This window comes from Pseudomonas paraveronii, from assembly GCF_963681955.1.
In the GTDB taxonomy this organism is placed as follows: Bacteria; Pseudomonadota; Gammaproteobacteria; order Pseudomonadales; family Pseudomonadaceae; genus Aquipseudomonas; species Aquipseudomonas paraveronii.
In genome coordinates, this window is sequence record NZ_OY817130.1 from 6,091,402 (window position 1) to 6,104,155 (window position 12,754).

14 protein-coding genes and 1 other RNA gene are annotated in these 12,754 nt (G+C 62.2%); 6 read left to right on the forward strand and 9 right to left on the reverse strand.

The genetic code is table 11. The features are described 5' to 3' along the window. Positions 1–7: 7 nt before the first annotated feature. The 3 genes from U5A08_RS28305 to U5A08_RS28315 all read left to right on the forward strand — a co-directional run bounded on the left by U5A08_RS28305 (position 8) and on the right by U5A08_RS28315 (position 2,466). The gene (locus tag U5A08_RS28305) at positions 8–322 is read left to right on the forward strand and encodes a DUF2388 domain-containing protein (protein ID WP_003176799.1); all 315 of its coding nucleotides are present in this window, start codon (positions 8–10) and stop codon (positions 320–322) included. A 183-nt stretch (positions 323–505) separates the two neighbouring features. Further along, on the forward strand, positions 506–1,171 hold the full coding sequence (locus U5A08_RS28310; RefSeq protein ID WP_253400051.1) for an outer membrane protein: 666 nt from the start codon (positions 506–508) through the stop codon (positions 1,169–1,171). Positions 1,172–1,326: 155 nt separating this feature from the next. Further along, entirely contained in the window at positions 1,327–2,466 is a 1,140-nt protein-coding gene (locus U5A08_RS28315) for a DegT/DnrJ/EryC1/StrS family aminotransferase (protein WP_253400052.1), read from the forward strand. 42 nt (positions 2,467–2,508) lie between these two features. Here U5A08_RS28315 and gcvH read toward each other — a convergent pair whose 3' ends face one another. From gcvH to U5A08_RS28360, 9 genes are all read right to left on the reverse strand, one after another. Further along, a complete protein-coding gene (gene gcvH / locus U5A08_RS28320) occupies positions 2,509–2,895 on the reverse strand; it encodes a glycine cleavage system protein GcvH (RefSeq protein ID WP_253400053.1) in 387 nt (128 codons plus the stop codon). 51 nt (positions 2,896–2,946) lie between these two features. Continuing rightward, positions 2,947–4,029, reverse strand: coding sequence for a glycine cleavage system aminomethyltransferase GcvT (gene gcvT / locus U5A08_RS28325; protein WP_253400054.1), 1,083 nt, complete (start codon positions 4,027–4,029; stop codon positions 2,947–2,949). A gap of 156 nt (positions 4,030–4,185) precedes the next feature. Further along, on the reverse strand, positions 4,186–5,802 hold the full coding sequence (locus U5A08_RS28330) for an ABC transporter permease (RefSeq protein ID WP_253400055.1): 1,617 nt from the start codon (positions 5,800–5,802) through the stop codon (positions 4,186–4,188). Between the two features lie 82 nt (positions 5,803–5,884). Continuing rightward, positions 5,885–6,889, reverse strand: a complete 1,005-nt coding sequence (locus U5A08_RS28335) for an extracellular solute-binding protein (protein ID WP_253400056.1) — start codon at positions 6,887–6,889, stop codon at positions 5,885–5,887. A 158-nt stretch (positions 6,890–7,047) separates the two neighbouring features. Further along, positions 7,048–8,265 (reverse strand): 2-octaprenyl-3-methyl-6-methoxy-1,4-benzoquinol hydroxylase, encoded by a 1,218-nt coding sequence (locus tag U5A08_RS28340; RefSeq protein WP_253400454.1) that lies wholly within the window; start codon positions 8,263–8,265, stop codon positions 7,048–7,050. A 9-nt stretch (positions 8,266–8,274) separates the two neighbouring features. Continuing rightward, positions 8,275–8,760 (reverse strand): DUF4442 domain-containing protein, encoded by a 486-nt coding sequence (locus tag U5A08_RS28345; RefSeq protein ID WP_253400057.1) that lies wholly within the window; start codon positions 8,758–8,760, stop codon positions 8,275–8,277. Continuing rightward, entirely contained in the window at positions 8,753–9,940 is a 1,188-nt protein-coding gene (ubiH, locus tag U5A08_RS28350) for a 2-octaprenyl-6-methoxyphenyl hydroxylase (RefSeq protein ID WP_253400058.1), read from the reverse strand. Before ubiH ends, U5A08_RS28345 begins: the two co-directional genes overlap by 8 nt. Further along, entirely contained in the window at positions 9,937–11,259 is a 1,323-nt protein-coding gene (pepP, locus tag U5A08_RS28355) for a Xaa-Pro aminopeptidase (protein ID WP_253400059.1), read from the reverse strand. The genes ubiH and pepP overlap by 4 nt, the downstream gene beginning before the upstream one ends. Positions 11,260–11,296: 37 nt before the next feature. Further along, positions 11,297–11,854: a YecA/YgfB family protein gene (locus tag U5A08_RS28360; protein ID WP_253400060.1), complete on the reverse strand. Its 558-nt coding sequence runs from the start codon at positions 11,852–11,854 to the stop codon at positions 11,297–11,299. Between the two features lie 138 nt (positions 11,855–11,992). On the opposite strand from U5A08_RS28360, the gene U5A08_RS28365 reads away from it, so the two are divergent. The 3 genes from U5A08_RS28365 to ssrS all read left to right on the forward strand — a co-directional run bounded on the left by U5A08_RS28365 (position 11,993) and on the right by ssrS (position 12,725). Further along, complete coding sequence (locus U5A08_RS28365; protein ID WP_247405660.1) at positions 11,993–12,202, forward strand: TIGR02449 family protein; 210 nt, start codon at positions 11,993–11,995, stop codon at positions 12,200–12,202. Next, positions 12,199–12,516, forward strand: a complete 318-nt coding sequence (locus U5A08_RS28370) for a cell division protein ZapA (protein WP_247405663.1) — start codon at positions 12,199–12,201, stop codon at positions 12,514–12,516. The genes U5A08_RS28365 and U5A08_RS28370 overlap by 4 nt, the downstream gene beginning before the upstream one ends. 30 nt (positions 12,517–12,546) lie before the next feature. Beyond that, a non-coding RNA gene (ssrS, locus tag U5A08_RS28375) (6S RNA) lies at positions 12,547–12,725 on the forward strand. Positions 12,726–12,754 lie beyond the last annotated feature (29 nt).

Genomic DNA, 12,754 nt, shown 5'->3' on the forward strand with positions numbered 1-12,754 from the left:
ACCCGCCATGCGTCTCAAATATGCTGTCGCCACCCTCGCCGTGCTTTCCCTACCTGTCGGTTCAGCCATGGCCGACAGCTTCTGGCGCAATGTCATCTCGTCGGGCGCCACGACCGGCTCGACGTACCTGACCTTCAAGGACCACAAGCTGGTGGTTGCCGCCCAAGACGACGCAGGCAGCTTTGTTGCCAGCGACGGCGGCATCCGCGGCCCGTACCTGGAAGCCGCCATGCAGAAAGTCCGCGCCGACAACCCTGGCCTCCAAGCCACGGACATGGAATTGGCCAACGCCATCCTCGCGAAAAACGCTGTCACCGAGTAATACTCGGCCCAAAAAGAATGCCGCTTCTCAGCGGCATTTTTTGGGGTCATTTCCTACAGTCATCACCCCTGGGCACTACGCAGATAGTCTATTTTTTCCAGCCGCGGGCGGAGAAGTCCTATCGAGCCCTCAAGGGCCAGGCAACAAGCTAAGGATTCCTTTTCCATCAAGCGAATTCCTTCCATGCAAAAACTCGCCTACGCGCTGCTGCTCTCTGCGTTCTTTGCCCCCTACACCCATGCAGAAAACTGGTACGGGTCGTTGAAGCTCAACCACGCCCGCCAGAATCTCTCCAGCGCTCTGCTAACCAGCCCACGCGTCACCGAACGGGTGGAGGCGCCCGATAGCAGCAAGTCCATCGTCGCCTCTTTCGCCACGGGTTATGCCTTTGCCGATGGCTGGCGCCTGGAAGGGGAATACACCATGCCGAAGAATTCGGCCTTCAAATCCTACTGGGCGCCCTTCAATGCCAACGTCAACAACCTGCAGGTCCATAGCCAGCGCTTGATGCTCAATGGCTACAAGGACATCCCGATCAATGATTGGCTGTCGTTTTACGGCATGACCGGGGTGGGGGTGGCGCGGATTAGCGCCGAGGGCTACCAAACCAACGAGACCCGGCGTTTTGCCAGCAACCGCCAGCACAATTTCGCCTACAGCGTCGGCATGGGGCTGGAGGCCAAGATCAGCGAACAACTCACCCTCGGCGCCGGCTATCGCTATATCGCCATGGGCGATGTGGAAACGGGCTACAACACCTTCGCCAACCGCGTGAACGCACGGGATGAGCAGCTCAAAGGCAAGCTCAAAGAGCAGAATATGTTTCTGGAGGCGCGCGTTTCCTTCTGACTCGCAGCAGAAAATGCCGCTCTCAACGCGGCATTTTCCCCGTTTGGGTGACGTTTCATTCACAGATGACAGGCTATATTCAGTCAAGCCGTGCAACCATGCCGGTACTGATATGCCTTCTCTCATCGTCTACCGAAACGGATGCCTTCGCCGTCATGAGCCAACAGCCTTTTCTGCCATTTTCCAAACCTACCATTGATGAAGCCACCATCTCGGCGGTCGGTGATGTACTGCGTTCGGGCTGGATCACCAGCGGGCCGAAAGTGCAGGCGTTCGAAGCGCAGTTGTCGGAATACTTTGGCGGGCGACCGGTACGCACCTTCAACTCGGGCACCTGCACCATGGAGATTGCCCTGCGCATCGCCGGTATCGGGCCGGGCGATGAAGTCATCACCACGCCGATCTCCTGGGTCGCCACGGCCAACGTGATTCTGGAAGTCGGCGCCACGCCGGTGTTTGCCGATATCGACCCGGTAACCCGCAATATCGACCTGGCCCAGGTCGAAGCGGCCATCACCCCGCGCACCAAAGCGATCATCCCGGTGTACCTGGCCGGCCTGCCCGTGGATATGCCGATGCTTTACGCACTGGCCAACAAGTACAACCTGCGTATCGTTGAGGACGCCGCCCAGGCCCTGGGTTCGAGCTGGGACGGTGAGCGGATCGGTGCCACCGGCGACTTCGTGTCGTTCAGCTTCCAGGCGAACAAGAACATCACCTCTTCCGAGGGCGGCTGCCTGGTGTTGAACAACGCCGACGAAGCACGCCTGGCAGAGAAGTACCGCTTGCAGGGCGTCACCCGCACCGGCTTCGACGGCCTGGACGTGGATGTGCTGGGCGGCAAGTTCAACATGACCGACATCGCCGCCGCCATCGGCCTGGGGCAATTTGCCCATATCCAGGAGATCACCGCCCATCGCCAGAACCTGGCGCGGCACTACTTCAAGTGCTTCGGCAGTGATTTTGAAGAGCAATACGGTGCACAACTGCCACCGGCAGATTTCGAAAACAGCAACTGGCACCTGTTCCAACTGGTCCTGCCGGAGCGCCAGGACGGGCTGCCCGCCCGTGCCACATTCATGGAGCAGATGCAGGCCCACGGCGTCGGCATTGGCTATCACTACCCGCCGATCCACCTGTTGAGCCTGTATCGGGCACGCGGGTTCAAGGAAGGCATGTTCCCGGTAGCGGAGCGTGTTGGGCGTTTGATCGTGTCGTTGCCGATGTTCACGGCGATGACAGAGACGGATGTGGAACGCTCGGTAGCGGCGGTGAAGGCCGTGCTGCAGCGCTGAAAGGCGGTTGCAGGAGCCGGATGACCGGCTCCTGCAGCGGGATCACTCGCCGATGTAGGCCTTGTAGCCGGCGGCATCGAGCAGTTTGGCCAGGTCGGCGTCAACGCTGCTTGGCTTGAGCTTGAAGATCCAGGCACCGTAAGGGTCGGTGTTCAGCAACTCAGGGCTGCCACCCAGTTCTTCGTTAACCGCAATCACTTCGCCAGCAACTGGCGAGTAGATATCAGAAGCCGCTTTAACCGACTCCACGACACCCGCCGTTTCACCCGCCGCAAACACTTTGCCGACTTCGGCCAACTCTACAAACACCACATCACCCAAGGCTTCCTGGGCATGGTCGGAGATCCCGACGGTGACGGTGCCGTCAGCTTCCAAACGGGCCCATTCGTGACTTTCGGCATAACGCAGGCCGGCAGGGATATCGCTCATAGTCTATGTCCTCAAGAAGAAATGTCAGCGGCCATTGGCCTGCCGGAATAGTTAGATCAAGGTTTTACCATGGCGCACGAAGGTCGGTTTGACCACTCGAACCGGATACCACTTGCCGCGGATTTCCACTTCGGCCCGATCGGCGGTTGCCGTCGGTACACGCGCCAAAGCAATGGATTTACTCAGCGTAGGAGAGAAACTACCACTGGTGATCTCCCCTTCGCCAACATTGGCGATACGAACCACCTGGTGAGCGCGTAAAACCCCACGTTCTTCCAGCACCAAACCGACCAATTTGGTCTGCACCCCGGCCGCCAGTTCGGCTTCCAGCGCGGCACGACCGATGAAACGGCGCTCGGCCGGTTCCCAGGCAATGCTCCAGGCCATGTTGGCCGCCAGGGGCGAAACGTCCTGGTGGATATCCTGGCCATACAGGTTCATGCCGGCTTCCAGGCGCAGGGTGTCGCGGGCGCCGAGGCCGATGGGTGAAATACCCGCACCTACCAAGTCGTTGAAAAAGCCCGGGGCCTGATCGGCCGGCAGGATAATTTCCAGGCCGTCTTCGCCGGTGTAGCCAGTGCGGGCGATAAACCAGTCACCGTCGGCCTGGCCTTCGAAGGGCTTGAGCTGGTGGATCAGGGTGCCGCGCGACTGGGTCACCAGTTCGGCGATTTTCTGCCGGGCGTGGGGGCCTTGGATAGCGAGCATGGACAGTTCGGAGCGCTCGTGCAGTTGCACCTGATAAGTGCCCAACTGCGCGTGCATCCAGGCCATGTCCTGGTCACGGGTGGCGGCGTTGACCACCAACCGATAACCGGCTTCGGTACGGTAGACGATCATGTCGTCCACCACCCCGCCGTGCTCGTTGAGCATGGCGCTGTACAACGCACGGCCGCAGCCGTGCAAACGGTCGACGTCATTGGCCAGCAGGTACTGCAGCCATTCCTTGGCCTGGGGGCCGGTGACATCGATCACGGTCATATGAGATACATCGAACACCCCGCAGTCGCGTCGCACCTGATGGTGTTCTTCCACTTGCGAGCCGTAGTGCAGAGGCATATCCCAACCGCCAAAATCGACCATTTTCGCGCCGAGGGCGAGATGCAGGTCATACAGAGGCGTACGCTGTCCCATGGGTTTCTCCTTCCGGGCTTGGCGAAGGTACGCAGGGCTGCGGGATGGGCTGAACACCTTGAATTAAAAGGCCTGCCGCCACATCCAACGAGCCGGTCCGAAACACGGAGCGTACCGAATGCCGCGCATTGTAGCCTCAAGCCGTAGGACTGGCACCTAACCGATTTGTCGTGCGGAGCGTCGTATCAGTCCAACCACCGGCAACAGGCCGACCAGCACCAAGGTCAAGGCCGGTAACGAAGCCCGTGCCCACTCCCCTTCACTGGTCATCTCAAAGATCCGCACCGCCAGGGTGTCCCAGCCAAACGGGCGCATCAGCAGGGTCGCCGGCATTTCCTTGAGCACGTCGACGAACACCAGCAACGCGGCGCTCAGGGTGCCCGGCAGCAACAACGGAAGATACACTTTGCAAAACAGTCGTGGGCCGCTCACCCCAAGGCTGCGCGCCGCTTCGGGCAACGATGGACGAATGCGCGCCAGGCTGTTTTCCAGCGGCCCGTAAGCCACTGCCAGGAAGCGCACCAGATACGCCAGCACCAAGGCCGACAAACTGCCCAGCAACAAGGGCTTGCCCGCGCCGCCGAGCCAGCCCGACAACGGCACCACCCACTCACGGTCCAGGTAACTGAACGCCAACATGATCGACACCGCCAGTACCGAGCCCGGCAAGGCATATCCGACGTTGGCCAGGCTGATGCCAGAGCGAATCGCCCGGGTCGGCGCCAGACGGTTGGCGAAGGCCAGGATCAAGGCGACGCTGACAGTGACCAGCGCCGCGATACCGCCCAGGTAGAGGGTGTGGATGATCAGACCCGTATAGCGCTCGTCCAGATCGAAGCGGCCGCGCTGCCAGAACCAGGCGATCAGTTGCAGCATCGGAATGACAAAGGCACAGGCAAACACCAGGGCGCACCAACCACTCGCCGCCACCGCCTTCCACCCGCGTAGGTGATACAACGCCTTGGCGCGCGGCCGCTCATTGCTCGGCCGACTGGCACCGCGGGCACGACGCTCGCCGTAGAGCACCAGCATCACCACCAGCAGCAACAGGCTGGCCAGTTGGGCCGCGCTGGACAGGCTGAAAAAGCCGTACCAGGTCTTGTAGATCGCGGTGGTGAAGGTATCGAAGTTGAACACCGAGACCGCACCGAAATCCGCCAGGGTCTCCATCAGTGCCAGGGCCACCCCGGCGCCAATCGCCGGCCGCGCCATGGGCAGGGCCACGCGCCAGAAGGCTTGCCAGGGCGATTGCCCGAGCACGCGCGCCGCCTCCATCAGGCCCTTGCCCTGGGCCAGGAATGCCGTGCGCGCCAGCAAGTAGACGTAGGGATAGAACACCAGCACCAACACGATGACCACCCCACCGGTGGAACGCACGCGGGGCAGGCGCAAGCCGCTGCCGAATGCTTCACGCAGCAGGGTTTGCACCGGCCCCGAGAAGTCCAGCAGGCCGACAAATACAAACGCCAGCACATACGCGGGGATCGCGAACGGCAACATCAGCGCCCAATCGAGCCAGCGCCGCCCGGGAAATTCGCAGAGGCTGGTCAGCCACGCCAGGCTTACACCCAACAGGGTCACACCGACGCCAACGCCGAGCACCAGGGTCAAGGTATTGCCCAACAGGCGCGGCATCTGGGTTTGCCACAGATGGGACCAGATCTGCGCATCGATGCTTTGCCAGGACAGCAACAGCACGCTCAGCGGCAGCAACACCAAGGCGGCGACGCTGAAGACCGGCAGGTACCAGCGGCGTTGGGCGGGGTGGGCCAAGAGCAAATTCCCTGGGAATGGATGATCTACAGACAGACACAAAACCGTGTGGGAGGGGGCTTGCCCCCTCCCTCATACACATTCAGTTCCAGCCGGCCCGATCCATCAAGCGAATCGCCTCGGCCTGACGCTTGCCCGCGATTTCCACCGGCAAGGTGTCTGCCACGAACTTGCCCCAACTGGCCACTTCAGCCGACGGCGCCACCGTGGGGTTGGCCGGGAACTCCTGGTTCACGTCGGCAAAAATCTTCTGCGCCTCGGGTGTGGTCATCCATTCCACCAGCGCCTTGGCCGCTTCGGGGTGCGGCGCGTATTTGGTCAGGCCGATGCCGGACAGGTTCACATGCACGCCACGGTCGCTCTGGTTCGGCCAGAACAACTTCACCGCCAGGTCCGGCTTCTGCTTGTGCAGGCGGCCGTAGTAGTAAGTGTTGACGATGCCCACGTCGCACTGCCCGGCGTTGATCGCTTCGAGCACGGCGATGTCGTCGGAGAACACATCGGTGGACAGGTTATTGACCCAACCCTTGACGATTGCTTCGGTCTTGGCCGCGCCATGGGTTTCGATCAGGGTGGCGGTCAGCGACTGGTTGTAGACCTTTTTCGCCGTGCGCAGGCACAGGCGGCCTTCCCATTGTTTGTCGGCCAGGGCTTCGTAGGTGGTCAGCTCGCCGGGCTTCACCCGGGCGGTGGAGTAGGCGAGGGTCCGCGCACGCAGGCTCAAACCGGTCCAGGCGTGGGTGGACGAGCGGTATTGCAGCGGAATATTGGCGTCGATCAGCTTGGAGGTGAACGGTTGCAGGATGCCCATCTGCTCGGCCTGCCAGAGGTTGCCGGCGTCGACGGTGAGCAGCAGGTCGGCGGTGGCGTTCTCGCCCTCGGCCTTGATGCGCTGCATCAGCGGGGCTTCCTTGTCGGTGATGAACTTCACCTGCACCCCGGTTTTCTGGGTGTAGGCATCGAACACCGGCTTGATCAGTTCGTCGATGCGCGAGGAGTAGACCACAACTTCATCGGCCGCCTGCGCGGTGGTGCTGCCGATGAGGGTGAGTGCCAGGGCAGTCAGGAGGCGCTTGGGTGCCGACATGGGTGCGGTCTCTCGTGGACAAAAGAGTACAAATGATAAGGACTCACATTTAGCATCTCAATCAATCACTCGAGTGAGGCGTTACGAGATGTTGCGAGGCCACCTTCGGCAGTGCGACGTATCGCCTCATCGCGGACAAGCCCGGACTGCCGGGTGTATCAGGGTTTGGCCAGTTCCGGTAGATCCCCGCTCAAGCCAAGGGCCTGGCGCACGAAGATCGCCTTGGCTTCCGGCATCTGGTCGACCACCTTCAAGCCGGCATTGCGCAGCCAACGCAGCGGCAGTTGGTCGGCCTGGAACAAGCGCTCGAAACCTTCCATCGCCGCCATCAGCGCCAGGTTATGCGGCATGCGCCGGCGCTCGTAACGGCTCAGCACTTTCACATCCGCCAGGCGCTCACCACGTTCGGTCGCCGATAACAGCACCTCGGCCAGCACGGCCGCGTCGAGAAAACCCAGGTTCACGCCCTGCCCCGCCAACGGGTGGATCACATGGGCCGCGTCACCGATCAACGCCAGGCCTTCGGCCACATAACGTTTGGCGTGGCGCTGGCGCAATGGCACGCACACGCGCGGGTCGGCGCTGAGCACCGTGCCCAGCCGCCCTTCGAAGGCGCGTTCCAGCTCGCGGCAGAAGTTTTCGTCATCCAGTGCCATCAGGCGTGCGGACTCAGCCGGCGTGGTCGACCAGACGATCGAACACCAGTCCTCCTGCCCATCGCGCACCAGCGGCAAAAACGCCAGCGGGCCGGTGTCGGTAAAGCGTTGCCAGGCTGTGCGCTGGTGCGGTTGGCTGCTGCGCACGCTGGTGACGATAGCGTTATGCAGGTAATCCCATTCGCGGGTCGCGGTGCCGGTCAAACGGCGCACGGCGGAGTTGGCGCCATCGGCGGCGACCACCAGCGGCGCACGCAACGTGCGGCCATCGGCCAGGGTCAGCAGCCAGTCATCGCCGGAGCGGCGCATCTGTTCCAGGCGCGCATTGGCCAGCAGGCCCAGGTCGCAGTCGTGCAGGCGATCGAGCAAGGCATCCTGGACCACGCGGTTTTCGACGATATGCCCGAGCACTTCGGCATGCACGCTGGCCGCCGAAAAATGGATCTGCCCGGTGCCGCTGCCGTCCCACACCTGCATCTCGCCATACGGGCTGGCGCGCCGTTCGACGATACCGTCCCACACGCCAAGGCGCTCAAGGATGCGCTGGCTGGCGGCCGACAAGGCGCTCACCCGTGGTTCAAAGGCGGCGTCACGCTCGAACGGCTTGACGCTCAGCGGGCCGCCATCCAGCAGCAGCACCTGCAGGCCACTGCCCTGCAACGCCAGCGCCAGGGCGCTCCCGACCATTCCGGCCCCGACAATCAGCACATCTGCGCGCATGTCCATGCTTTAAGCCTGTCTCGCTGGCGGCTTGCGCCGCACGTAAAGGGTTTTGTCGACCCGCGCCACCAGGGTGCCGGAGCCGTCATGAATCTGGACCTTGAGGTGGGGCAAGTACTTCTCGCCGCCCTCGGTCTGTCGACGAATCTCATCCAGCAAGGCGTCGTCGATGGAAAATTCGGCATACACCGGGCCTTTGCCCGGCGAGATGAAGTCGATGCTGGCGGACTTGTCCCAGACGATGTAGTCGCGGCCCAGGTTCTCCATCAGCATCAACATGTAGAACGGGTCGACCATCGAATACAGGCTGCCGCCGAATTGCGTACCGACGTAGTTACGGTTGTACCAGCCCAGGCCCATGCGCACTTTGACATGCCGGAAATCCGCGCTCATCTGCCGCACGCGGACCCCAGCGCCCAAATACGGTGGGTACACACTCATGACCCAACGCAACAAGCGCGCTTTGCCCAGACGGGCGATCAGCCACTTACGCATCCGGACGCGTGCCCAGGCCCATGGCTTGACGGGCGAACCAGCGTTTGGCCGGCGGTAGCAAATCCAGGCCCAGCAAGCCCATGTTGCGCCCCAGCGCGACCAACGGCTGAGCGCTGCCGAACAGGCGCGTGACCTGATCGGAGAAGCCCACGGTCAGCTTCTGATCCATGCGCTGACGCTCGCGATACGCCTGCAGGGTCGCCAGGTCACCCGGCACCGCTGGCCCGGCCAGCAAGGCCTCGGCCAGGGCACTCGCATCGCGCAGGGACAGGTTGAAACCCTGCCCGGCAATCGGGTGCAGGCTGTGGGCGGCATTGCCGAGGATCGCCAGGTGCGAGCGTACTTGTTCTTCGGCTTCCACCAGGGTCAACGGGTACAGATGCCGCGCGCCGACTTGCTTCAAGGTGCCCAGGCGGTAGCCGAACACGCCCTGCAATTCACTGAGGAAACTGCGTTCATCCAGGTTGGCCAGGCGCTGCGCGTCCATGCCGGCACGGGTCCAGACCAGCGCGCAGCGGTTGTCCGGCAGCGGCAGCAGGGCCATCGGGCCTTCGTCGGTGAAACGCTCGAAGGCTTCGCCGTTGTGGGCTTCGCTCGGGGTGATATTGGCGATCAGCGCGCTCTGGTTGTACGGGCGGGCTTTCACGGCGATACCCAATTGCTCACGCAGGCCGGAGCGACCGCCGTCGGCCAGCACGGCAAGGTCACACTCGAGCACGGTTTCGTCGTTTAGGGTCAGGCGATAGCCGTCGGGCAGCGGCTCCATGCGCGTGACTTCAGCCGGGCAGCGCCAACTGACCACGTCCTTATCCAGGCCTTGCCACAGGCATTGGCCGAGCCAGGCGTTTTCCACCACGTAGCCGAGGGCCGGCACGCCCTCTTCCATGGCGGATAAACGGGCGGTGGAAAAGCGCCCACGGTCCGACACATGAATCTGCTTGATCGGCTCGGCGCGGCGGGAGATGGCCTGCCACAGGCCCAAACGCTGATAAATCTGCCGTGCGCCATAGGACAGCGCCGAGGAGCGCGCGTCGTAGCTCGGCTGGTAGCTGTCGCCCGGCGCGAAGGGTTCGATCAGTAGGATCTTCCAGCCCCGCGCCTTGGCCCCGGCCTGCAACGCCAACGCCAGGCTGGCGCCCACCAGGCCGCCGCCGATAATGGCCAGGTTGACCCGGCTCATCGGGCGGCAGCCATCAATGCTTCGATGTCGACGACGGTCTTGGGCACGCCGCCGGTCAGAATCTCACAGCCTTGTTTGGTCACTACCACGTCGTCCTCGATGCGCACGCCAATGCCACGCCATTTCTTTGCCACGTTCTGGTTGTCCGGCGAAATATAGATCCCCGGCTCTACGGTCAACGCCATGCCGACTTCCAGCACACGCCATTCACCGCCGACTTTGTACTCGCCGACATCATGCACATCCATCCCCAGCCAGTGGCCGGCGCGGTGCATATAGAAAGACTTGTAGGCCTCGCTGGCGATCAGTTCGTCAACGTCACCTTGCAGCAACCCCAGTTTCACCAGCCCGGCGGTGATGACCCGCACGGTGGCCTCATGGGCCTGGTTCCAATGCTTGTTCGGTGCAATCTCGGCGAAGGCGGCTTCCTGGGAGGCCAGCACGACTTCATAGATCGCCTTTTGCTCGGGCGAAAACGTGCCGTTGACCGGCCAGGTGCGGGTGATGTCGCTGGCGTAGCAGTCGATCTCGCAACCGGCGTCGATCAGCACCAGATCACCGTCCTTGAGCAGCGCGTCATTCTGCTGGTAATGCAGGATGCAGCTGTTGCGCCCGGCGGCGACGATGGAGCCATAGGCCGGCATCTTCGCGCCGCCTTTGCGGAACGCGTAATCCAGCTCGGCTTCGAGGCTGAACTCATGCAAGCCAGCGCGGCTGGCCTGCATGGCCCGCACGTGGGCCGCGCAGGAAATTCGCGCAGCTTCGCGCATCACCTTCACTTCCGCCGCCGATTTATACAGGCGCATGTCGTGGAGCAGATGATCCAGGGCAACGAATTCGTTCGGCGGCTGGGCGCCCAGGTGCGCTTTAGAGCGGATGACGTTGATCCACTCCATCAGGTGCCGGTCGAACTCGGCATTGCTGCCCATGGCCGAATACACCCGGTCGCGGCCTTCGATCAGGCCGGGGAGGATGTCGTCGATATCGGTGATGGGGAAGGCATCGTCGGCGCCGAAATCACGCACCGCGCCTTCGGTGCCGGCGCGCAGGCCGTCCCACAGTTCGCGCTCGGCATTGCGTTCGCGACAGAACAGCACGTACTCGCCGTGCTGGCGACCGGGCATCAGCACGATCACCGCCTGGGGCTCGGGGAAGCCGCTCAGGTACTGGAAATCGCTGTCCTGGCGGTAGACATGTTCGACATCGCGGTTGCGGATGGCCACGGCAGCGGCCGGTAGAATCGCGATGCTGTTAGGCACCATCTGCGCCATGAGCGCCTTGCGGCGACGGGTGTATTCCGCTTTCGGGATATGGATCATGGGCAGATGGGTTTCCTTTCTTGGTGCAGTGACAGCCTTAGTGCAACGACGGCTTGGCCGCGACCGGTTCAGCGGGCTTGCGGGTCTCGGTGAACAGCAGCAACGGCGCGACGCGCAGGTACTCCATGACTTCCATGTAGTCGCCTTCACCGTCTTCGGATTCTTCCAGGGCATCTTGCACCTGGGCGATGGCGGCCAGGTCCTGCAGCACTTCCTTGGCGTCGGTGCTCAGCTCCAGGCCGCCGGCGTTCACGCCAAAACCATGGAGGAAGCCCTGGCACCATTGGCCCAGCGCGGCAGCGCGCTCGGTGAGCGGTGCATCGTCGGTCGGCAGCAGCAGGACCACGGTGACGTCATCACCGGTCAGCTCGCCCTTGACCATTTCCTGCAGGCCGATCAGCGCGTTGCGCACGTTATCGTTGGGTTCTGTTTCCAGCAGTTCGGCCACATCGGCCAGCCAGTTGTCGGCGTCAAAGCCGACACCGGTGCAACTGCGGCCCAGCAACACGCCGTGCAGTTCGGCAGGCGAGCAAGGATGACCGCTGGTGCTCAGCAGTTTGGTAAAAGCATCATACGGGGAGTTCTGAATGGGCATGGTGAGCTAGGCGCCAGACGGCGCAATGTCTAGAATGGAGCGCTGTATCCTAGCACCGGCAGACGTACCAAGACTATCAAGGGCGTCAGATCGTTTATCCTGCAGTTGCCATTCATCAGACAAATCCAGTGGAACCCAATGGAAGACACCGACCTGCAAGCGCTGATGGCCAGATTCGAATTGCTAATTGATCGGGTCGAGCAACTAAAGAGGCAAAACGGACTCCTATTAGCTCAGGAAAAGACCTGGCGCGAGGAACGCGCTCACCTCATTGAAAAAAACGAAATCGCCCGGCGTAAGGTCGAATCGATGATTTCGCGCCTTAAGGCCCTGGAGCAAGACTCATGAGTTCAAGCAATAGCGTCACCGTGCAGATTCTCGACAAAGAATATTCGATCATTTGCCCCCAGGAAGAGCGCAGCAACCTGGTGAGCGCCGCCCGTTACCTGGATGGCAAAATGCGTGAAATCCGCAGCAGCGGCAAAGTGATCGGCGCCGACCGCATCGCCGTGATGGCCGCGCTGAATATCACCCACGATCTGCTGCATAAGCAGGAGCGGCCTGACGTACAGGCCAGCGGCTCGACGCGCGAGCAGGTGCGTGACCTGCTGGAGCGTGTGGACCTGGCACTGTCCAACGATTCCGAGGCACCCAAGGGCTGATTGCCGCGCCCGTTTAAGGTATACTCGCCCCACTCCCTGGCGTGCTTGCCAGTCGGCGATGTCCCGGAGCCGATTCGCACTACCCTGGAAGTTGCACGTTTGGCTGGTGTGCATGTCCGCTAGACGGAAAGCCTTAAAGCCTACTGCATCTTCCACCTTGAACTTTCGGGTTCAAGGGCTTAGTCGACAGCGGTTCTGTCGGGGAGCCTGAATCCCAAACTCAATGCCAGTCCCAGGA

Coding starts and splice junctions, on each gene's coding strand:
- U5A08_RS28305 (WP_003176799.1), top strand. CDS start 8: ATGCGTCTCAAATATGCTGTCGCCACCCTCGCCGTGCTTTCCCTACCT.
- U5A08_RS28310 (WP_253400051.1), top strand. CDS start 506: ATGCAAAAACTCGCCTACGCGCTGCTGCTCTCTGCGTTCTTTGCCCCC.
- U5A08_RS28315 (WP_253400052.1), top strand. CDS start 1,327: ATGAGCCAACAGCCTTTTCTGCCATTTTCCAAACCTACCATTGATGAA.
- gcvH (WP_253400053.1), bottom strand. CDS start 2,895: ATGAGCGATATCCCTGCCGGCCTGCGTTATGCCGAAAGTCACGAATGG.
- gcvT (WP_253400054.1), bottom strand. CDS start 4,029: ATGGGACAGCGTACGCCTCTGTATGACCTGCATCTCGCCCTCGGCGCG.
- U5A08_RS28335 (WP_253400056.1), bottom strand. CDS start 6,889: ATGTCGGCACCCAAGCGCCTCCTGACTGCCCTGGCACTCACCCTCATC.
- U5A08_RS28340 (WP_253400454.1), bottom strand. CDS start 8,265: ATGCGCGCAGATGTGCTGATTGTCGGGGCCGGAATGGTCGGGAGCGCC.
- U5A08_RS28345 (WP_253400057.1), bottom strand. CDS start 8,760: ATGCGTAAGTGGCTGATCGCCCGTCTGGGCAAAGCGCGCTTGTTGCGT.
- ubiH (WP_253400058.1), bottom strand. CDS start 9,940: ATGAGCCGGGTCAACCTGGCCATTATCGGCGGCGGCCTGGTGGGCGCC.
- pepP (WP_253400059.1), bottom strand. CDS start 11,259: ATGATCCATATCCCGAAAGCGGAATACACCCGTCGCCGCAAGGCGCTC.
- U5A08_RS28360 (WP_253400060.1), bottom strand. CDS start 11,854: ATGCCCATTCAGAACTCCCCGTATGATGCTTTTACCAAACTGCTGAGC.
- U5A08_RS28365 (WP_247405660.1), top strand. CDS start 11,993: ATGGAAGACACCGACCTGCAAGCGCTGATGGCCAGATTCGAATTGCTA.
- U5A08_RS28370 (WP_247405663.1), top strand. CDS start 12,199: ATGAGTTCAAGCAATAGCGTCACCGTGCAGATTCTCGACAAAGAATAT.